Origin of the sequence: Oceanisphaera sediminis, from assembly GCF_039539745.1 — a bacterium.
GTDB classification, from domain to species: Bacteria; Pseudomonadota; Gammaproteobacteria; order Enterobacterales; family Aeromonadaceae; genus Oceanimonas; species Oceanimonas sediminis.
The window spans coordinates 1-20497 of record NZ_BAABDS010000015.1 but is presented as its reverse complement, the minus strand read 5'-3'; the positions used below and the strand labels follow the sequence as shown (position 1 = coordinate 20497).

Genomic DNA, 20497 nt, shown 5'->3' with positions numbered 1-20497 from the left:
ATCGGGAAACGGAAGAAAAAGGGGTCGGAGTTGCCCCCCGCTGTAGAGGCTGCCTGCTGATCGTTGGGATTCGCTCCGCTCATCCCAACCTACGGAACTGCCTGCCTTGTAGGGTCCAATTCATTGGACCAACCCATACCCATGTGTAACACAACCGGTCGAATAAATTCGACCCTACGACTGACGAACCAGAAAGCCCGTCATCCTGACGAACGTCAGGATCTGGTGTTTTCTGCATGAGATACCGGGTCAAGCCCGGCATGACGGAGTATTGGGCCCGGCATGACGGACCTGCGGGGCCGTCGTGACGTACATTACAACTGCGCTCTGTATTTTTCTTCCCGCTTCCAGCTACTTGCTTCCCGCTTATGGCTTTCTTTCCCTCCCGCTGGCGGCATTTGTCTGGTAAAATGCTGGCCGTTTTGCATACAGGTAACGGCGAGTGATGAGCGATAACAGTCAGCTAAAAGTGATTGTCGGCATGTCCGGCGGTGTGGATTCTTCGGTTTCGGCCTGGTTGCTGCAGCAGCAGGGCTATCAGGTGGAAGGCCTGTTCATGAAAAACTGGGAAGAAGACGACACCGACGAGTATTGCTCCGCCGCCGAGGATCTGCGTGACGCCCAGGCGGTGTGTGACAAGCTCGGCATCGAACTGCACACCATCAACTTTGCCGCCGAATACTGGGACAATGTGTTCGAGCATTTTCTGGCGGAATACAAGGCCGGGCGCACGCCTAATCCCGATATCCTGTGCAACAAGGAAATCAAGTTCAAGGCCTTCCTGGAGTTTGCCGCCGAAGATCTGGGCGCCGACTATATCGCTACCGGTCACTACGTGCGCCGCAGCTTCGACGAGCAGCCCCGCATGCTGCGCGGCCTGGACGGCAACAAGGATCAGAGCTACTTCCTCTACACCCTGAGTTCGCAGCAGGTAGCCAAGAGCCTGTTTCCGGTGGGTGAGCTGGAAAAGCCGGAGGTGCGCCGCATCGCCGAGCAGCTGGAGCTGGTCACCGCCAAGAAGAAAGATTCTACCGGTATCTGCTTTATCGGCGAGCGCAAGTTCACCGATTTTCTGGCCCGCTACCTGCCCGCCCAGCCCGGCAAAATTGAAACGGTGGATGGCGTGGTGATCGGTGAACACCAGGGGCTGATGTATCACACCCTGGGTCAGCGCAAGGGCCTCGGCATCGGCGGCCTGAAAAATGCCAGCGACGAGCCCTGGTACGTGGTCGATAAAGAGCTGGATCGCAATGTGCTGGTGGTGGCTCAGGGTGATCATTCGCGCCTGTATTCCCACGGTCTGATTGCCCGTCAGTTGCACTGGGTGGATCGCATGCCCGTCAAGGACGCCTTTCGCTGTACCATCAAGACCCGTTATCGTCAGACCGATATCCCCTGCCTGGTCGAGCCGCTGGATGACGACACCATCAAGGTCACCTTCGACCAGCCGCAGGCGGCGGTTACGCCGGGCCAGTCCGCCGTGTTCTACCATGGCGACACCTGCCTCGGCGGCGGTATTATCGAAACCCGTTTCAGTCAGGAGCACGCGTGAGTCACAGCCTCGAAAACCAAACCCTGGCCTTTGCCGGCATCTGCCAGGCCGCCAGTCTGGTGCAAAAGGTCGCCCGTGAGGGCAGCATCGACGATAAGAGCCTGTTCGAAGCCACTCTCAACAGCATTCTGGTCACCGACGCCGAACAATCGGTAGATATTTACGGTGGCCATGACAAGCTCGGCCTGGGCTATCAGACATTGATCGATCAGCTCGACAACAACAGCAGCCGCAAGAACGCCGAGCTGACCCGTTATCTGGTCGGCATTGTCGCGCTGGAGCGCAAGCTGGCCAAGCGCCGCGACCTGATGTCGATGCTGGGCGAGCGCATCAATCAGGTAAAGCGCCAGCTGCACCACTTCGAGCTACTCGACGAGCAGGTGCTGGCCAATATGGCCAGTGTGTACAGCGATATCGTCAGCCCCATAGGGCCGCGTATTCAGGTGGCCGGTAACCCGAGCTACCTGCAGCAGCCGCTGGTGCAGCACCAGATTCGGGCGTTATTGCTGGCCGGTATTCGCAGCGCCGTACTCTGGCGTCAGCTCGGCGGCAAGCGCCGTCATATTCTGTTTTCTCGCAAGCGGCTGGTGGCTCAGGCCCAGGCGGCATTGCGGTATTAACCATCCTTTATTGTTACCCCCCAACGTTCAGGAGTCCTTGTTCATGGAATTGTCAGCATTAACGGCTATTTCTCCGGTTGATGGCCGTTACGGCACCAAAACCCAGGAGCTGCGCGCCATTTTTTCCGAATTTGGTTTATTGCGCTTTCGTGTAGAAGTCGAGGTACGCTGGCTGCAGGCGCTGGCCGCCCATGCTGAAATTACCGAGGTGCCCGCCCTGTCCGCCGAGGCCAACGCCCTGCTGGACGCCATTGTCGTCGACTTCAACGAAGCCGATGGCCAGCGCATCAAGGATATCGAGCGCACCACCAACCACGACGTGAAAGCGGTGGAATACTTCCTGAAGGAAAAGGTGGAAGTGCTGCCCGAGCTGGCCGCCGTCAGCGAGTTCATTCACTTTGCCTGCACCAGCGAAGACATCAACAACAACGCCCATGCGCTGATGCTGAACGCCGGCCGTGACCAGGTGGTGGTACCCTATTGCCAGCAGCTGGTTGATGAAATCAAGCGCCTGGCCGCCCAGTATCGCGACGTACCCATGCTGAGCCGCACCCACGGTCAGCCCGCCTCGCCCACCACTCTGGGCAAGGAAATGGCCAACGTGGCCTACCGTCTGGAGCGTCAGCTCAAGCAGATCAAGTCGGTAGAAATGCTGGCCAAGATCAACGGCGCCGTGGGCAACTACAACGCCCACCTGTCTGCCTATCCGGAAGTGGACTGGGCCGGTTTTGCCGAGCGCTTCGTCACCGGTCTGGGGCTGACCTTCAACCCCTACACCACCCAGATTGAACCGCACGACTACATTGCCGAGCTGTTCGACGCCATCGCCCGCTTCAACACCATACTGCTCGACTTCGATCGCGACATCTGGGGTTATATCTCGGTCGGTTACTTCAAGCAGAGAACCGTGGCCGGTGAAATCGGCTCCAGCACCATGCCGCACAAGGTCAACCCAATCGACTTCGAAAACTCCGAAGGCAATCTGGGCCTGGCCAACGCCATCTTCAACCACCTGGCCGCCAAGCTGCCGGTGTCTCGCTGGCAGCGCGACCTGACCGACAGCACAGTGCTGCGCAACCTGGGCGTGGCCGTGGGCTATTCGCTGATCGCCTATCAGGCAACCCTGAAAGGCATCAGCAAGCTGGAAGCCAACCCGACCGCTCTGACCGCCGATCTGGATCAGAACTGGGAAGTGCTGGCCGAGCCGGTACAAACCGTGATGCGTCGCTACGGCATCGAGAAGCCCTACGAGAAGCTGAAAGAGCTGACCCGTGGCAAGCGCGTGGATGCCGAAGGCATGCGCGCCTTTATCGACGGTCTGGAACTGCCCGAGTCGGTGAAGGATCAGCTCAAGCTGCTGACCCCCGCCAACTACATAGGCCAAGCCATTCAGCTGACCGACGAGCTGTAAACCCAGCCGGAAGCGTTAAGCTGAAAGCTGGAAGTTAAAGACAAAACACCGAGCCTGTTGGCTCGGTGTTTTTGTTTGCCCGTTATGCGCAATCGTTAGGCCCTTAGGCGCCCATTTATGCGGCGCAAACCTGCAGGCACACCAGTTTTTTCAGGCACGGTACATAACCTGCAGATTTAGCGTTGTAGATATTGCCCTGCTACGCAGGCCCTGCCAGCTGAAGCGGCAGCTACAAAAACCACAAGTCTGGCCGCCTCGTAGGGTCGAATTTATTCGACCGCTTTTGGGCCGTGCCACCATTTTGGTCGAATACTCTTGCCTAAAATAAGTCGACCCTACGACAAACTCCCGCTTCCCGCTGAAATCTATCATTCTCTGCTGCGCCTAGGCATAATAGCCCGCTATTCTTAACCTATTAGCCCCATCATTACAGGTCCCCATGCACAGTGCACTGAAACTGGATATCGACGACTTTCTGGCCAACTACTGGCAACGCAAGCCCAAGCTTATCAAGGCCGGTTTTCCCGGTTTTGAAGATCCGCTCAGCCCGGACGAACTGGCCGGCCTGGCGCTGGAGCCGCACATCGAATCACGCCGGGTTTGGCGTGCAGATGATCGCTGGAACGCGGAAACCGGTCCCTTCGAAAGCTACGATCATCTGGGCGAAACCGACTGGACTCTGCTGGTGCAGGCCGTCAACCAGTGGCACCCGGCAGTACAAGATGTGGCTGAAGCCTTTCGCTTCATTCCCGGCTGGCGGTTCGATGATGTGATGGTCAGCTTCTCCACTCCCGGTGGCGGCGTGGGCCCGCATATCGATCAGTACGGGGTCTTTATCATTCAGGGCGACGGTCGCCGCCGCTGGCGCGTAGGGCTGCCACAGACGCTGAAACAGTTTGCCGCCCACGGGGCCCTGCGTCATTGCGAGGCCTTTGAGGCGGAAATAGACGAAGTGCTGGAGCCCGGCGATGTACTCTATATTCCACCCGGTTGCCCGCACGAAGGCTATGCCGAGACCCCGGCGCTCAATTACTCCATCGGCTTTCGCGCACCGGATGCACGGGATCTGATTTCCGGCTTTGCCGATCACATGCTGGCGCACGAGTCGGATAGCCGTCGCTTCGACGATGCCGCCATGGCACCCTGCTCGGCCCACGGTCGCATCGACCATCAGGCGATGCTGCAGGTGAAGGCGCTGATGGTCGAATTGCTGGACGATCCGGTACGAATGGCCGACTGGTTTGGCGAAATGATCTCGGAAGCCAAGCACGACCTGGATCTGGAGCCGGTAGAGCCGCTCTACAGCCTGGAAGAGCTGGTATTGCGCCTGGATCATGGCGACCATCTGTATCGGCTGGCCGGTGCCCGCTGCTTCTATATGGAAGGCAGTGAGGATGTGTTTTATCTGGACGGCGATCGCTACCAGCTTGACGAGCCGGATGCCGACGCCATCGCGCTGCTGTGCGATCAGGCCCGGATCTGCGGCCCCGAAGTGGCCTGCCTGAAACAGCCCGAGGCGTTGCTGGAAGTGCTGCTGCCACTGGTGAACCAGGGCTACTGGTACTTCGAGGAAGACGAATAATAAAATCAGGGATTGGGGATTAGGGATTAGGGATTAGGGATTAGGGATTAGGGATTAGAATAAAGGGGTCGGAGTCATTTATTAAAAATGACTCCGACCCCTTTTATTTACGTCAGGTCATCAAACGCCGGATGGTAGCTGACCAGACCGGTGGGAGCCGGTTGCTTGAGTGCCAGTGCCATGAAGGCATCGCCCGCCTCGGGATAGGCGCATTTCAGGCCCAGCTCGCGGGCAGGCCGAAAGCCGAAGCGTTGATAGAACGCCGGCTCGCCCAGCACCACCACTCCGGCCCAGTCGAGCTCGTTGGCGCTGTCGAGTGCTTCCCGAATCATCGCCGAGGCCACGCCCTGCTGCTGACAGTCGGGCCAGACGCTGACCGGCGCCAGTCCCAGCCAGCCGATATCCTCGCCGTTCACCAGCACCGGACTCATCACCAGATGGCCGACGATGGCGCCTTCGTATTCGGCAATCTGGCTCAGGCTGATGGCACCCTGCTCGCGCAGGGCCCATACCAGATCCGCTTCGTCGTCCCGACCGAAGGCGGCACAAACTACCTCGTCGATGTCGTCGCCATCACCCGGCCGCTCGGTTCTGCATATCAGCATGATGACAGGTCCTATGGCGCTAGCCGATCGATGGTCCAGCCGTCGGCGCCTTCACGCTGATACAGAAAACGGTCGTGCAGACGGTTGGCGCCACCCTGCCAGAACTCAACGGTGTCGAATTTTACTCTGAAGCCACCCCAGAAGCTCGGCAGCGGCACCTCGCCACTGGCAAATTTCTGTTTCATTTCCATAAACTTGGCTTCCAGCAGGCCACGGGCGGAAATACGCGATGACTGCTGCGAGACCCAGGCACCGATCTGGCTGTCTTTGGGACGACTACTGAAATATTTCATCACCTCCAGTGCCGACAGACGCTCCACCTGACCGGTGACGTGCACCTGGCGTTCCAGCGTATGCCAGGGAAACAGCAGACTGATACGCGGATTACCCGCCAGCTGGCTGGCCTTGCGGCTGCCCATGTTGGTGTAGAACACGAAGCCACGCTCGTCGGTATGCTTGAGCAGCACGATGCGCTGATACGGCTGCCCGCGCTCATCTACCGTGCCCACCACCATGGCGGTGGGATCGGCCAGGTTGGCGGCAATCGCCTGCTGCATCCAGGTTTCAAACAGAGACAAAGGGTTATCCGGCAAATCCTTGCGGCGCAAGCCGCCTTGCAGGTATTCCCGCCGGTAGTCGGCCAGTTCCATAGACAGGTCTCTCATAGTTCGGGGATAGGCTATTGTGCTTTGAGCGTGGATGATTGGCAAGAAGGCTGCCGCCAGAGCGGGATCACGAAACCTGAGAATACCGGGCAGTGGTGATATAATTCGGCCCTGAACCGTTTTTTCGTCCTGCCCGTTACTGCGAGTACTTTAATGGCCCTGCTGATCACCGACAAATGCATCAACTGCGACATGTGTGAACCCGAATGTCCGAACGGTGCCATCACCTTTGGCGCCGAGATCTACGAAATAGCGCCGGATTTATGCACCGAGTGTGTGGGCCATTATGACAAGCCCACCTGCATCAGCGTCTGTCCCATCGACTGCATCATCGATCACCCCGAGCATCGGGAAACCGAAGAGCAGCTGTGGGACAAATATGTGCTGCTGCACCATCAGGGTTGATTTGGCAGCTACAAAAACCGCAAATCTGCCCGCCGCGTAGGGTCCATTTCAATGGACCAGCCGTGCCATCATGTAACGATGAGGTCGAATAAATTCGACCCTACCAACCGTAATTCCCATTCATGCGGCGCAAACCTGCAAACGGCGCTATGCCTGATGAATAGGTGTTAACGGCCAGCAGAGCTGGCCCTGCCAGCTGAAGCGGCAGCTACAAGAGCCCCTATCCTCACGCCTCCCCCTTCACACCTCACTATTCACCCCTCACAATTTAAATGCCCGGCTCTGGCAAGGCATCCGTTCTTGGTATCAGCAGCCAGGCCACCAGTCCGGCAAAGGCCAGCAGCAGGCCGCCCAGCACCGACTGATTCATTTGTGGCAAGGCCCCCTGCACCAGCAAAAAGATACCGCCGCCCAGATTGGCGCTGCCACCGAGCAGGGCACCGGCGGTGCCGCTGTGTTGCGGGAACGGCGCAACCGCCCTGGAGGTGGCTACCGGAAACAGCAAGCCGGCACCGGCAAAGTAAACGCCGCCTCCCAGTACTAGCCCGGCCACGCTCCAGCCGGGCTCGAAGGCGGATGCCAGCACTATGCTCGCCCCCAATAGCAAGGCCACCGTGGACACCCACTGCAGGCGGTTAATCGACCAGGTTGCCGCCTTCAGCGAGGCCAACATGGCACCGGCAAAATACAGCGGCAGCGGCAGAATAAACAGCAGGCTGATTTCGGTGCTGGTCAGCCCGCTCTGCTGGCTGACCAGCACGCCGAATACCGCCTCATAGAGGATAACGCCGGCGAAGGCGGCCATCAGCATGCCGAGCTGACGGCAAAAGGCACCGTTGTGCAATACGTGCTGATAGGCCGGCAGCATCGGCTGGGCATGGCGACGTTCCGCCGGCAGGGTTTCCCGAAACCAGCACACCATCACCAGGGTGATCAACAGGCCCACCACCAGCAAAAACAGATACATGGATTGCCAGCCGAAGTGCAGGTTGAGGTAGCCGCCGATCAGCGGGGCCAGCAACGGGGCCAGCATGATGCCCATGGACACATAGCCGTTGTAGCGGATCAGATCGGCGCCTTCAAACTTGTCCCGCATCAGGCTGCGGCACAGGCTGCCCGCCGCCGCCGTGCCGGCGCCCTGAATAAAGCTGCCGAGAAGCAGCATCGGAAACACCGGCCAGGCCAGAATCAGCGCCGAGCCCAGTACGTAGACGGCCAGCCCGGCCAGCAGCACGGGGCGACGACCAAAGCGATCCGACAGAGGGCCGTAGATAAACTGGAACAGACCATAGGGGATAAGATAAAACGCCATTACCAGCGGCAGGCTGCTGCCGGCCACCTGCAATGCCTCTGCCATGTCGCCCATGGCGGGCACATAAAGGGTTTGGGTCATCTGACCCGAGGCCACCATTAACACCGTAAGTAATACCAGGGACAGGCCTGACATGGCCGCGCACTCCAAAAGGTGCCCGAACGGGCAGACTGTGATTTGGATCGCATCATAATCAACGGAGGGATGAACTGGCAATAGCGAGCAGAGCGACCTTTTGTAATAGCCAGACCCAGTTTTTCTAATCAGAAATCATAACGATAGATAATATTCCAGCTGCTTATTCCATCGTTGGGCTCCTTGATGCCGCCATTGGACAGATGCCAGCCTTCCAGTGCCAAACTGTGGTGCGCAACCGCCACCCCTACACCTACCCGGCTGCTGAACTGAAACCGGCTGGACAGATCCCGTGATCCAAGCCGGGTCTGGCTGATCCAGGCCGGCCCCACACCGGCAAGCAGGAAAGGCGTCCAGCCGCCGTTGTGTTCGAAACGATGGTGCTCGACACTATAATGTTCGAAGCGATAATGCAGCATCGGTATCAGGCTCAGCTGCATCAGGTCATCGTCATCGGACTCCCAGTAACTGCCATTGATACCCACGCCGTACCACAAGTGCCCGCTCCCCAGACTCCGCCAGGCTTGCCGCCACTCCAGGCCCGCATGGTAAGAGTCGGCACCATCGCCACCACCGGCCCCCAGCATCAGGTTGCTCTCGGCACAAACCGGCATGGATAACATCAACAAGGCAAACAGACTCGGTTTGTTCATGCGCTTTATCTCTGGTGACGACCTCATTTAACCATAGCCGTTTTATGCGCCGAGCCGGGATAAGGGAACCGGGATCAATCGCTTTCATCAGCTCTCATCACCTCTCATTACATGGGTATTATCGATGTCCGGTCGGCTGACGGGGATTTAGTCCTTGCCTGGTTCGGGTTCACAGGTATAATACGCCGCTCAAATTTCGTTCTTTAACATCAAGTGGGTTCACTCATATGCATCCGATGCTGAATATTGCGGTGCGCGCTGCGCGCAACGCCGGTCAAGTTATCGTCAAGGGTTTTGCCAATCCGGATAACACAGAAGCACGCCAGAAAGGCCAGAACGATTTTGTTACCAATGTCGATCTGGACGCAGAAAACGCCATCGTCAATACCATCCGCAAGTCTTACCCGGAGCATACGATTATCGGCGAAGAATGTGGTGAGCTGACCGGCAGCAATCCGGATTACCAATGGATTGTGGACCCGCTTGATGGCACTGCCAACTTCGTAAAAGGCATTCCCCACTTCGCGGTTTCCATCGCGCTGCGTGTCAAGGGCCGCACCGAGCAGGCCGTGGTTTACGATCCCATTCGTGACGAACTGTTCACCGCCAGCCGCGGTGCCGGTGCCCAGCTGAACGGTTACCGTATTCGTACCGGCAAGGCCAAGGATCTGAACAATACCGTTCTGGCTACCGGCTTTCCGTTCAAGCAGAAGCACCAGGCCGACGCCTACCTGGCGATGTTCAAGGATATGTTCATTCAGTGCTCCGACATTCGCCGTGCCGGCGCCGCCAGCCTGGATCTGGTGTACGTGGCCGCCGGTCGTGTCGACGGTTACTGGGAGCTGGGCCTCAAGCCCTGGGACTTCGCCGCCGGCAGCCTGATCGCCCGTGAAGCCGGCGCCATTGTGACCGACTTCGTTGGTGGTCATAACTATGAGCGTAACGGCAACATAGTGTGTGCCAACCCCAAGGTGTTGAAAACCATGCTATCTACCATTCGCGAGCACCTGCCGGAATCTCTGGCCAGCTGAGTTAGCCCCTCGGTATAAACAGCCCCGCCCCGGCGGGGCTTTTTTGTGCCCGGCGTTTGCGGTTGGGGATTAGGGCAAGAAAAGCACAAACCTGCCCGCCGCGTAGGGTCCAATTCATTGGACCGGCCTAACCACCGTGATACGCCATTGGTCGAATACATTCGCACGGCCCCCGTAGATACCATTTATGCGGCGCGAATCTGCAGGCACGTCGGAATGTTCAGGTACGGCGTATGGTCTGCAGGTTCTGTGTTGTCGGTATTGCCCTGCTTCGCAGAGCCTGCCAGCTGAAGCGGCAGCTACAAAAACCACAAGCCTGCACGGCTCCTTGTAGACACCACTTCAGTGGGGCGATCATGCATCAATCAACAAAACCTCCCGACTGAAGTCGAGCCCACAGGTGGCTCATGTAGGCGCCGCTTCAGCTGGCGCGAACCTGCATGCAAATCGGAACATTCAAGCTCGACGCATGATCTGCAGGTTCGGCGTTATGGGTATTGCCCTGCTACGCAGGGCCTGCCAGCTAAAGCGGCAGCTACAAAAACACAGCTCAGCCCGTAGGGTCCATTTCAATGGACCGACCCAGCCAGGGTGTGCCACACCACCGGTCGAATAAATTCGACCCTACGAAATACGGCGGCCGTAGGCGCCGCTTTCCCCGCACAGCAAAAAGGCCTGCCGGTTACCCGGCAGGCCTTTTAATCGCGGTGTGAAGCGGTGATTAACCGTTCAGGCGCTTGTCGTTACGACGCGGTGAACGCGGCTTGCGATCGTCGTTGGGACGGAAGCTGCGACGGGGCAGCGGGCCACCCTCGTACTTGGCCAGGTTCAGCGGACGCTGACAAACACGCACGTTCTGCAGTACCTTCTGCACGTCGGCAGTCATGCCTTCCGGCAGGTCAACGGTAGAGAAATCGTCGTGAATCTGGATCTGGCCGATGTAACGGGATTCCAGATCCGCCTCGTTGGCGATGGCACCCACCAGGTGACCCGGCTTGACGCCGTGTACCCGACCCACGTCTACGCGGAAGGTTTCCATGACCACACCGGACACATCGTCACGGCCGCCACGAGGGGTACGCGGACGCTCGCTGCGTTCGCCACGCTCACGGTTTTCACGTACATCGGGACGACGAGCGGCCTGCGGACGATCTTCCATGAACAGAGGACGGTCACCCTGCAGCAAACGAGCCAGACCGGCGGCCAGCTGAGAGCTGTCCATGCCTTCGGCCTGCAGCGACTCGATCATTTCAACGAACGGTGCCAGTGATTTCTCATCGGCTTCAACGCTGACACGCAGACGAGTCTTGAAGCGCTCGGCACGGATCTTGTTGATTTCATCGGCAGACGGCATCTGCATTTCTTCAATCGGCTGGCGAGTATGACGTTCCAGGTTGTACAGACCGCGCTTTTCACGACCGGTTACAAACAGGATGGCGTCACCTTCACGACCGGCACGACCGGTACGACCGATACGGTGTACGTAAGACTCGTTGTCGTGCGGCATGTCGAAGTTGACCACATGGCTGATACGCTCGACGTCCAGACCACGGGCAACCACGTCGGTGGCTACCAGGATGTTCAGACGACCGTTTTTCAGACGCTCGATCACTTTTTCACGCAGTTTCTGCGGAATATCACCGTGCAGCGCTTCACAGGCGTGACCTTCACGACTCATCATGTCGGCCAGATCTTCGGCATCTTTACGAGTACGCACGAATACCAGCATGGCATCCATGTTTTCGGTCTCGACCAGACGGCACAGACCTTCGTGCTTGTTCATGCCACGCACAAACCAGTAACGCTGACGAATGCTGGAGTTGGTACGGGTCTTGTTTTCGATGCGCACTTCTTTCGGGTTTTTCAGGTACTTTTGCGCAACACGCTGAATGGCCGGCGGCATGGTGGCCGAGAACAGGGCAATCTGACGGGTAGACGGAGTCTGTTCCAGAATCCATTCAACGTCGTCGATAAAGCCCATGCGCAGCATTTCATCTGCTTCGTCCAGTACCAGTGCTTTCAGATTGTCCAGCTTCAGGGTGCCACGACGCATGTGGTCCATCACTCGGCCCGGGGTGCCGACCACGATGTCGACGCCGCGCTTCAGGGCGCGAATTTGCGAATCGTATGCCTGGCCACCGTAGATGGACAGAATACGGATGTCTTTGCGGTACTTGGCGTAGCCTTCGAAAGACTCGGCAACCTGAATGGCCAGTTCGCGAGTCGGCGCCAGTACCAGTACCTGCGGGGTGGCATTGCCACCGGTGATGGTGCTCAGCAGCGGCAATGCGAATGCTGCTGTTTTACCGGTACCGGTTTGAGCCAGACCCAATACGTCCTGACCGCTTAACAGAGTAGGAATGGCGGCAGCCTGAATGGCAGAAGGCGTCACGTAACCGGCATCGGTCAGTGCTTTTAAGACTTCAGGGGCCAGACCCAGCTCGGTGAAAGCAGGTGCGTCGGTAGCAGGTACAATAGAAGTATTTGTCATTTAACAGTTCCGAATTAATAGAATGTCGGCGGACTGATACAGTAAAAGGCCAGGGACAACCTATTCTCGCCAAAGACGAGGGTTTCCCTTTACAGAGTGTGTTTAACACTAAGATTCACAAGGCTAATCTGGCCGTTTTTGTCTCAACACCGCCATGGTTGACTTTCCGGTAAAAACCAGTCCGCCTTTCTCATCATGGATGTCGATCTGCCAGACTTGTGTCGTCGCGCCCAAATGGAGGGGACGGGCAACCCGACAAGGGTTGCGTCGTTTGGCGCGGACGTGATGCGTTATGTTCCTAAAAAACGCAATATAACCCGCTTCAACGCACATATTTTGGCAGCTACTAAAACCCAGGGTCTTGGCGAACACATCTGATGTATCACCACGTAGCATGCCGAATAGGCGGGTTATTACGATGTTCAAGCAACACATTACGGCTTGAATATCGTGACCCACATCACAAAAGGTCATGCCCAACTGGGCTGAGGGCGCATTCTCTGTTAATTGATGTGATTTGTCCAGCGTAAATTCATCTTTCCACATATTTAACTGCAGGGAATGGGGACTGTAACAGCAGGGAATAGGGATTGGGGGCGCTAATCCCTAATCCCTAATCCCTAATCCCTCATCTTTTTATTCTGCCCACAATAAAGATCAAGAGTACGGCGCCGAGTACCGACATGATCAGGGAGCCAATCACGCCGGTAGCCGCCAGCCCCAGCAACCGGAACACCACACCGCCGAGAAAGCCGCCTACCAGGCCGACCAGAATATTGCCCAGCAGGCCGAAGCCCTGCCCTTTCATCAGGTTACCGGCGATCCAGCCTGCCAGACCGCCGATAATCAAACCCAGTATCAATCCCATATGCTCTCCTTTTGTATCAAATGATCGTAGGGTCGATTTATTTTAGGTAAGAGTATTCGACCGCTATGACAATTGCTCATGCCATTGGTCGATTGAAATCGACCCTACGAAAGCTCAAGCCAACAAGCTTAGCAGCGCCTGCACCGGGTGTTTGATGCCTTGCCCTTCGATGCGCTTGACCTGACTGCGGCAGGAAAAACCGGTGGCCATGCACCGGTCGCGCGGCAGTTTGTTCATCGGCTCGGCCCAGCTCATGCCATACAGCTGTCTGGAACCTTCTGCATGCTCCCGCTCGTGGCCATAGGTGCCGGCCATGCCGCAGCAACCCACGGCCACCGGCTCCAGTTTGGCGCCCAGATAAGCAAAGATCCGGCCCCAGTCCTGATGAGTGGCCGGCAGCGCGGTTTTTTCGGTGCAGTGGGCAAACAGATACCAGGGCTCGCCATCCGGCGTTCTGGCTGGCAGACGCTCCAGTTGTTGCAACAGCCATTCCTGCGGCAGCAGCACCTCGAACTCGCCCCGGGCCGGACCCAGCACCTTGGTGTATTCGTCCCGATAACAAAGCACCAGCGAGGGGTCCACGCCCACAAGGGGAATGTCGAGCCGGGCCAGATGGTTGAGGAACTGGGCGCTGTCGGCGGCCATGCCGGCGAAGCGGCGCAAAAAGCCTTTGACATGGGCCGGCTTGCCGTTGGGTTTGAACGGCAGCACCACCGGGTTGAAACCGAGCGCGGTGGCCAGTTGCACCAGATCGAACACTACTTTGGCATCGTAAAAGGAAGTGAAGGGGTCCTGCACGATCAGCAGGGTTTTCGCCTTCTGTTCGTCACTCAATGCCTGCAGCTCGGCCATGTCGAAACGCGCCGCCGGGCCGGTTGCCAGCAGGTTTTTCAGGCTGGGGTCGCTCACCAGCGGCATGTCCACCATGCCCAGCAGCGAGCTGGCGCCGCGCTGCACCCATTTGTTGCTCATCACCGGGTTGACCAGCCTGGGCGCCTTCGCCATCCAGGGGGTATAACTTTCGACCCAGGACACCATGTAATCCTTGGGCGGACGCTGGTAGCGCTGATGATACAGCTGCAAAAAGCGGGCACGGAAGGTGGGCACATCCACCTTGATCGGACACTGGCTGGAGCAGGCCTTGCAGGCCAGACAGCCGTCCATCGCCTCTTTCACTTCGTGGGAGAAGTCGTATTCGCCCCGGCTTTTCTGCCAGGTGTATTTCACCCGCTCCACCAGGCCCTTGACGCTGGCACCGCGGCTCATTACCGCCGCTTCTTCGGCCATGGGATCGAAACCCTGGGCCGCCAGCTGGCGCAGCCATTCCCGCACCAGACCGGCCCGCCCCTTGGGCGAATGGCGACGGTCGGCGCTCAGCTTCATCGAGGGGCACATGGGGGAGCGCACATCGAAGTCGAAACACAGGCCGTTGCCGTTGCAGTCCATCGGCTGGGTAAAACCGTCGCGCACATTGACCGGGATCTGACGGTCATAGAAACCGCGCTTGGTGGCGTCGACCGACACCAATTGATCCAGGCTGTCGAGCGGCGTGCAGATCTTGCCCGGGTTGAGTCGGTTGAAGGGGTCGAAGGCCGACTTGATGCGACGCAACTCGGTAAACAGGGTTTCACCGAAAAAGGTCGGGCTGTATTCGGAACGATAGCCCTTGCCGTGCTCGCCCCACATCAGGCCGCCGTATTTGGCGGTAAGCGCGTTCACCTGGTCGGAGATTCTGCGCAGCATCACTTCCTGCTCGGGATCCGTCATGTCCAGCGCCGGACGCACGTGCAGCACGCCCGCATCTACGTGGCCGAACATGCCATATTGCAGGCCGTGCTCATCCAGCAGGGCACGGAACTCGACAATATAGTCGGCCAGATTTTCGGGCGGCACCGCCGTATCTTCCACGAAGGCGATGGGTTTTTTGCGGCCCCTGGTGTTACCGAGCAGACCCACCGCCTTCTTGCGCATGGCATAGATACGGTTGAGCGAAGCGAGATCGTCACACACCTGATAGCCGATGATGCCCGCCTCGCCCCGCTCGATCAGGCCATCGAGCCGGGCACAGAGTGCCTCGACCTTCTCGCGCTGGGCGTCACCGTCCTGATCGGCGTATTCCACCATGTTGAGGCCGTCCATCACCTTGCCCGGCACGTCCTGAATGAGGTCGCTGACCGAATGCCAGATGATGTCTTCCCGCGCCAGACCCAGTACCCTGGAGTCCACGGTTTCCACCGACAGCGCCTTCGCCTCCACCATCAGCGGCGCATTGCGCAGCGCCGACTGAAAGCTGTCGTACTTGACGTTGACCAGGGTGCGATAGGTCGGAATGGGAGTGAGATCGAGCCAGGCTTCGGCGATAAAGGCCAACGAGCCTTCGGAGCCGCACAGGATGCGGGTCAAATCCAGGGTATGGCTGGCCTTGTCGTAGACGTGCCTGAGATCGTAGCCGGTAAGGAAGCGATTCAGCTTGGGAAAACGTGTTTCTATTTCACCGGCATGCCCGGTCACACTGTGATACACACAGCGATAGAGCTCCGCCTCCCGGCTGTCTTCTTCCAGCTTCTTGTCCAGCGCCTCACCGGAGACGGGGCCGGTTTCGATGATGGTGCCGTCCACCAGCACCGCGGTAACGCCCAGCACATGATCCGAGGTTTTGCCGTACACCAGCGAGCCCTGACCGGAGGCGTCGGTGTTGATCATGCCCCCCAGCGTCGCCCGATTGCTGGTCGACAGGTCCGGCGAGAAGAAAAGATCGTGCGGTGCCACCAGCTGATTGAGCCGGTCCTTGACCATGCCGGTTTGTACCCGCACCCGGCGCCCGTCCGCATCGATGTTGAGCAACTGATGCATGTGCCGCGACAGGTCCACCACTATGTTGTCGTTCAGCGACTGGCCGTTGGTGCCGGTGCCCCCACCGCGGGGGGCAAACCTGATGTCCTGATAGGCGGTTTTGGCCGCCAGACCCAGCATCACCACCAGATCCTGGGTGGAGCGCGGAAACACCACCGCCTGCGGCAGGCTCTGATAGACGCTGTTGTCGGTGGCCACCGCCAACCGGCTGGCATAGCTGCGTTCAATATCGCCACGAAAGCCGCTCTCGGCCAGTGCATCGAGAAAAGCAAAATAGGTAGGGGTTATCTGCTGCTGCAGATCTATCCTTGGGATCATAACGGCCTGTTCCCTGTCATTCGTTAAATACGCCCGGAGTGGCGGCCAGTATACACTCAGCGTTAATAACCGACCAGACGAGGTCTGGTATTGAAGCCCGGTAGCTCGGTTAAAAGTGCCCCCCACCCCGCCTCCCCCTGGGGAAAGCCCGCAGTCATATCTGCGGCCCCGCAGTCAAGTGGGAGGTAGGGTCCAATTTATTGGACCAGCCCAGCTTACGAGCAACACCACAGGTCGAATGAATTCGACCCTACGAAAGAATCGTTACCGCACCTTTCAGGTTTCAGCGTCCGGTCTTTTTGCCGCCGGTGCGGCTGCCTGGCCGAGAATTGGAACGCGAGCCGGGCCGGCCGGCCCCTGGCGGAGCTGAACGTCGATCGCGTCCGCTACCGGTCCTGGCCGGTTTACCACGGCTGGCCGTCGCCGGTTTGTCCTTGATGCGCGGGCCCTGGCGGGCGGCTTTGGGCTGTTCGAGAATGGAGGCTTCTTCGGTTTTACTCGAGTCACCGATCATGCTGTTGATCAGCGCCAGCTCCCGGGGCGTGACTTCACGCCACTGACCGGACTTCAGTCCGCCCAGTTCGATGTTCATGATCCGCACTCGTCTGAGGCTGGTGACGCTGAAGCCCAGGTATTCGGCCATGCGGCGGATCTGCCGGTTCAGGCCCTGGGTCAGGATGATATTGATGGTCTTGGGGCCGACCCTTCTGACCTTGCAGGGCTTGGTCACGGTGTCGAGTATCGGCACGCCGGCGCTCATGCGGGCAACAAAATCGTCGGTGATCGGCTTGTCCATCGAGACGATATATTCCTTCTCGTGGGCGTTGCCGGCGCGCAGTATCTTGTTGACGATATCGCCGTCGTTGGTCAGCAGAATCAGGCCGCAGGAAGGCTTGTCGAGCCGCCCGATGGGAAAGATACGCGCCTTGTAGTTGACCGCATCGACGATGTTTTCCGGAATCGCCCTGTCGGTGGTGCAGGTAATGCCAATCGGCTTGTTGTAGACCAGATACACCGCCTTCGGCTTGGCGCGCAAGGGCTTGCCGTTGACGGTCACCTGATCGGCATCGGTGACCTTGACGCCCATGCCCGCCACGTCGCCATTAACCGTGACTCGGCCCTGCTCGATTAACCGGTCGGCTTCACGCCGGGAACAGATGCCGGTTTCGCTGATGAATTTATTGAGGCGGGTCGCGCTCTTGTCTTCGCTCATGGGGTCGGAGATCTCTTGCTGTCGCCTGCCCGGGCAGGCGCTATGATGAAAAGCGGCCAGTGTAAAGTTGCCGGCAGTCGCTCGCAAGCCCGACCGCTTCATGTCTCGTGTCGGACTCCGTCCTATAGCCAACGCCGCACCCGACGGCAGTAATCGGAATACTCGGCACCAAACTTTGCCGCCAGCGCCCCTTCTTCCGCCCCTATCTGTACCCGGTTCATATAACCGACAAACAGCGGCAACCACAGCAGACCGAGGCCATTACCGAGCCAGACGGCCCAGGCCAGCAACAGCAGGGAGTCGCCCAGATAAACGGGATTGCGCGAATAACCAAAAATACCATTAGTCACCAAATTGCTAGTCTTGCCCGGGTTGAACGGCAATACCGTCGTCCGGGCCCGCTGCAATTGCCACACCGCCAGCAGCATCAGCGCCAGCCCGGTCAACATGATAAGGATCGCTATCCCCTGCTGCCCGAAAAAAGAGACCGTCCAGTGGTTCGCCTGTTGCTCGGTCAGCCACATCATGATGGCCGTCAGCGCCAGCACGGCCGGCGGGGGTAACCACAGGAGTCGACTTTGCCTTGGCGTCATAGCGGAAAGTCCCGCCGATTGAAGGCCGTTACCGGTAATGCCACCGACTCGTCGACTCGCTCTTGCCGGGTGTTGATGGCGGCTGCCGACTCCGGCTCGATCATCTGCCTCTTTACGCCGATATCAGCCGACGCCGACGCGCCCGACTGCATCCCTGCCGGGGTGCTGGCCGCTTGTTTGCCTGCGTTATTCTCTTTCGGGTCCTTGTCTTCCGCGCCGTCACCGGGCTCCGATGCCCAGTGATGGCGGCTGATACGCAACGCCTGATACAGATCGGGATAGACCTGAATACCTTCTTCCCCGACCCGAATGCCGGCCTGTTTCAGCCAGTGCGTCATCTGACCTCGCCTTCCGGCCATCACCATATGTACCCCGCGTCGTTTCAGTTCTTTATGAAGCTCCCCCACCATGCTCATCACGCTGATATCCTGATGGGTAAAGCAGGAAACCGCATCGATAATCAGGCACTTGGGCGGATGATGCTCACCGCCCAGCAGCAGCAAGACCCGCCGCTTGAAATAGGCGGCGTTGAAGTAGGTCAGCGGTGAATTGAAGCGATAAATCAGCACCCCGGTGATGGCCTTGACTTCTTCGTTATGGCCCAGGGTATGCACTATGCCTTCATCGTTCATGCCCATCAGTTGATCGGTCGGGCGCATCACATTGCGCAGAAACTGGAACAGGCCCAGCAGCACCGCCAGGGTAATGCCGGGGATCACCCCCATGAACAACACGCTGGCAAAGGTAATCCAGGCCAGCCAGAAAGCCGATTTATCCGAATGGCGCAACGCCCACAGACCTTTGAAGTCGGTCAGCGACAACGACGCCATGATCAGCACCACCCCCAGGGCGGCGGTAGGAATGTACTGCAACGGCGCGGTCAGAAAAAAGGTCACTACCGCAATCACCAGCGCCGCCACAATGGACACCAGCTGACTCTTGCCGCCGTTGGCATCGTTCACCGCGGTGCGCGAGTCGGCGCCGCTGATGGCAAAGCCCTGAGACATCGCCGACGCCAGGTTGGCAAAACCCAGCGCCCGGAATTCCTTGTCGGCATCGATATCGTAGCCGTTCTTGGCGGCAAAGCTGCGCGCCGTCAGCATCATGGACACAAAGCTCACCATGGCCAGGTTAAGCGCCGGCAGCACCAGCTCCCGAATCAGACCCGGAGGAAATTCGGGAAGCTGCAGCTGAGGAATGCCGCCACTCAGGGAGCCGACCACCGCCACCTCGAGCCGCGAAGGATTCAGCCCCCACAGCAGGGTGGTGGCGACGGCCAGTCCCAGCAGGGAGCTGGGCCACTGCGGCCGAAAACGCCGGCTCAGCAGCATCACCACCAGCGTCAGCAGGCTGATACTCAGGGTCGAAGTGTGGATATGGGAGACATAATCGGGCGCCGCCAGCAGTCGTTCAATCAGACCCGACTGGGTAAAGCTGAAGCCGAACACGCTGGACAACTGACCGACGATAATGGTGATGGCCACCCCGTTCAGCAGCCCCATCAGAATGGGGCGGGATAAAAAGTCGGCCAGCACCCCCAGCTTTAATCGACTGGCCACCAGACACCAGAAACCGGTCATGGCGGTCATGGTCATCACCAGTTGCCAGTGGCGGGTAGGATCCCCCGCCGCCAGCGGCGTGACCACGGCGGCAATGACCGCACAGGTGGCCGCATCCGGGCCGATAATCAGCTGACGAGAGGTGCCGAACAAGGCGTAGGCAAGCATAGGCAGAATACAGGAATAGAGCCCGACCACGGCACCAACACCGGTCAGCTCCGCGTAGGCGATGGCCACCGGTAGCGCCACTGCCGCTACCGACACCCCGGCCCGCACATCCGGCAACAACCAGGCCCGCTGGTATCCCAGCAGGGTGACCAGCCCCGGCATCCACCGTCCCAGAGAGAAAAAGTTGTTCATTTTTCAACCAATTATAATTATTTGTTTATATTTCATTATAGGGTGAGCCTCGGTGAAAATACCTGTTCATCTTTATTTGAACACCTTAAGTAAGATCTCATCACCGATGTGGGCTCTGGGGCTGGTTTGTCTTTCTCGTCACCCTCGCGAAAGCGGGGGTCCAGTGCCTTTGCTGGTGACTCGCAGCCTGGCCGTTCTGCGCCACAAGCCCTGGATTCCCGCCTTCGCGCTGAGGGATCCCCAAAAAAATAGGCAGACATGGTAGATTTTC

The 20497-nt window shown here is 58.6% G+C and carries 16 protein-coding genes and 1 pseudogene; 6 read left to right on the top strand and 11 right to left on the bottom strand.

Going from position 1 to position 20497, the window contains the following annotated elements; translation table 11 throughout:
- Positions 1–445 precede the first annotated feature (445 nt).
- From mnmA to ABD827_RS06235, 4 genes are all read left to right on the top strand, one after another.
- Complete coding sequence (mnmA, locus tag ABD827_RS06250) at positions 446–1552, top strand: tRNA 2-thiouridine(34) synthase MnmA (RefSeq protein WP_344963348.1); 1107 nt, start codon at positions 446–448, stop codon at positions 1550–1552.
- Positions 1549–2172, top strand: coding sequence for a high frequency lysogenization protein HflD (hflD, locus tag ABD827_RS06245; protein WP_344963346.1), 624 nt, complete (start codon positions 1549–1551; stop codon positions 2170–2172). The genes mnmA and hflD overlap by 4 nt, the downstream gene beginning before the upstream one ends.
- Before the next feature lie 43 nt (positions 2173–2215).
- On the top strand, positions 2216–3583 hold the full coding sequence (gene purB / locus ABD827_RS06240) for an adenylosuccinate lyase (RefSeq protein WP_344963344.1): 1368 nt from the start codon (positions 2216–2218) through the stop codon (positions 3581–3583).
- Positions 3584–4022: 439 nt separating this feature from the next.
- Positions 4023–5165 (top strand): ribosomal protein uL16 3-hydroxylase, encoded by a 1143-nt coding sequence (locus ABD827_RS06235; protein WP_344963342.1) that lies wholly within the window; start codon positions 4023–4025, stop codon positions 5163–5165.
- Between the two features lie 107 nt (positions 5166–5272).
- Here the strand turns inward: ABD827_RS06235 and ABD827_RS06230 are convergent, their stop codons facing one another.
- Both ABD827_RS06230 and pdxH read right to left on the bottom strand, forming a co-directional pair.
- Entirely contained in the window at positions 5273–5770 is a 498-nt protein-coding gene (locus tag ABD827_RS06230; RefSeq protein ID WP_425567970.1) for a GNAT family N-acetyltransferase, read from the bottom strand.
- A gap of 11 nt (positions 5771–5781) precedes the next feature.
- Entirely contained in the window at positions 5782–6420 is a 639-nt protein-coding gene (pdxH, locus tag ABD827_RS06225) for a pyridoxamine 5'-phosphate oxidase (protein ID WP_344963340.1), read from the bottom strand.
- 168 nt (positions 6421–6588) lie between these two features.
- On the opposite strand from pdxH, the gene ABD827_RS06220 reads away from it, so the two are divergent.
- Positions 6589–6840: a YfhL family 4Fe-4S dicluster ferredoxin gene (locus ABD827_RS06220; RefSeq protein WP_344963338.1), complete on the top strand. Its 252-nt coding sequence runs from the start codon at positions 6589–6591 to the stop codon at positions 6838–6840.
- A gap of 268 nt (positions 6841–7108) precedes the next feature.
- On the opposite strand, the gene ABD827_RS06215 is transcribed toward ABD827_RS06220, so the two are convergent.
- Both ABD827_RS06215 and ABD827_RS06210 read right to left on the bottom strand, forming a co-directional pair.
- Positions 7109–8287, bottom strand: a complete 1179-nt coding sequence (locus ABD827_RS06215) for an MFS transporter (RefSeq protein WP_344963336.1) — start codon at positions 8285–8287, stop codon at positions 7109–7111.
- Between the two features lie 128 nt (positions 8288–8415).
- A complete protein-coding gene (locus ABD827_RS06210) occupies positions 8416–8940 on the bottom strand; it encodes an acyloxyacyl hydrolase (protein WP_344963333.1) in 525 nt (174 codons plus the stop codon).
- 227 nt (positions 8941–9167) lie between these two features.
- On the opposite strand from ABD827_RS06210, the gene suhB reads away from it, so the two are divergent.
- The gene (gene suhB / locus ABD827_RS06205; protein ID WP_344963331.1) at positions 9168–9971 is read left to right on the top strand and encodes an inositol-1-monophosphatase; all 804 of its coding nucleotides are present in this window, start codon (positions 9168–9170) and stop codon (positions 9969–9971) included.
- 721 nt (positions 9972–10692) lie between these two features.
- On the opposite strand, the gene ABD827_RS06200 is transcribed toward suhB, so the two are convergent.
- From ABD827_RS06200 to ABD827_RS06170, 7 genes and pseudogenes are all read right to left on the bottom strand, one after another.
- On the bottom strand, positions 10693–12462 hold the full coding sequence (locus ABD827_RS06200; RefSeq protein WP_298715508.1) for a DEAD/DEAH box helicase: 1770 nt from the start codon (positions 12460–12462) through the stop codon (positions 10693–10695).
- A gap of 123 nt (positions 12463–12585) precedes the next feature.
- A complete protein-coding gene (locus tag ABD827_RS06195; RefSeq protein WP_344963328.1) occupies positions 12586–13008 on the bottom strand; it encodes a hotdog family protein in 423 nt (140 codons plus the stop codon).
- An 82-nt stretch (positions 13009–13090) separates the two neighbouring features.
- Positions 13091–13330, bottom strand: coding sequence for a GlsB/YeaQ/YmgE family stress response membrane protein (locus ABD827_RS06190; protein ID WP_344963326.1), 240 nt, complete (start codon positions 13328–13330; stop codon positions 13091–13093).
- Between the two features lie 114 nt (positions 13331–13444).
- Complete coding sequence (gene ydiJ, locus ABD827_RS06185; protein ID WP_344963324.1) at positions 13445–16501, bottom strand: D-2-hydroxyglutarate dehydrogenase YdiJ; 3057 nt, start codon at positions 16499–16501, stop codon at positions 13445–13447.
- A gap of 283 nt (positions 16502–16784) precedes the next feature.
- Positions 16785–17714, bottom strand: coding sequence for a 23S rRNA pseudouridine(2604) synthase RluF (rluF, locus tag ABD827_RS06180; RefSeq protein ID WP_344963513.1), 930 nt, complete (start codon positions 17712–17714; stop codon positions 16785–16787).
- A gap of 122 nt (positions 17715–17836) precedes the next feature.
- On the bottom strand, positions 17837–18307 hold the full coding sequence (locus tag ABD827_RS06175) for a methyltransferase family protein (protein ID WP_344963323.1): 471 nt from the start codon (positions 18305–18307) through the stop codon (positions 17837–17839).
- A gap of 245 nt (positions 18308–18552) precedes the next feature.
- A pseudogene (locus ABD827_RS06170) lies at positions 18553–20226 on the bottom strand (SulP family inorganic anion transporter); the annotation flags it as partial.
- Between the last annotated feature and the right edge of the window lie 271 nt (positions 20227–20497).

Bases quoted from the DNA above. Each gene is read 5' to 3' on its own strand.
- ABD827_RS06190 (WP_344963326.1), bottom strand. From the start codon at position 13,330: ATGGGATTGATACTGGGTTTGATTATCGGCGGTCTGGCAGGCTGGATC.
- suhB (WP_344963331.1), top strand. From the start codon at position 9,168: ATGCATCCGATGCTGAATATTGCGGTGCGCGCTGCGCGCAACGCCGGT.
- ABD827_RS06195 (WP_344963328.1), bottom strand. From the start codon at position 13,008: ATGTGGAAAGATGAATTTACGCTGGACAAATCACATCAATTAACAGAG.
- ydiJ (WP_344963324.1), bottom strand. From the start codon at position 16,501: ATGATCCCAAGGATAGATCTGCAGCAGCAGATAACCCCTACCTATTTT.
- ABD827_RS06235 (WP_344963342.1), top strand. From the start codon at position 4,023: ATGCACAGTGCACTGAAACTGGATATCGACGACTTTCTGGCCAACTAC.
- purB (WP_344963344.1), top strand. From the start codon at position 2,216: ATGGAATTGTCAGCATTAACGGCTATTTCTCCGGTTGATGGCCGTTAC.
- mnmA (WP_344963348.1), top strand. From the start codon at position 446: ATGAGCGATAACAGTCAGCTAAAAGTGATTGTCGGCATGTCCGGCGGT.
- rluF (WP_344963513.1), bottom strand. From the start codon at position 17,714: ATGAGCGAAGACAAGAGCGCGACCCGCCTCAATAAATTCATCAGCGAA.
- ABD827_RS06215 (WP_344963336.1), bottom strand. From the start codon at position 8,287: ATGTCAGGCCTGTCCCTGGTATTACTTACGGTGTTAATGGTGGCCTCG.
- ABD827_RS06220 (WP_344963338.1), top strand. From the start codon at position 6,589: ATGGCCCTGCTGATCACCGACAAATGCATCAACTGCGACATGTGTGAA.
- ABD827_RS06200 (WP_298715508.1), bottom strand. From the start codon at position 12,462: ATGACAAATACTTCTATTGTACCTGCTACCGACGCACCTGCTTTCACC.
- ABD827_RS06175 (WP_344963323.1), bottom strand. From the start codon at position 18,307: ATGACGCCAAGGCAAAGTCGACTCCTGTGGTTACCCCCGCCGGCCGTG.
- ABD827_RS06210 (WP_344963333.1), bottom strand. From the start codon at position 8,940: ATGAACAAACCGAGTCTGTTTGCCTTGTTGATGTTATCCATGCCGGTT.
- ABD827_RS06230 (WP_425567970.1), bottom strand. From the start codon at position 5,770: ATGCTGATATGCAGAACCGAGCGGCCGGGTGATGGCGACGACATCGAC.
- pdxH (WP_344963340.1), bottom strand. From the start codon at position 6,420: ATGGAACTGGCCGACTACCGGCGGGAATACCTGCAAGGCGGCTTGCGC.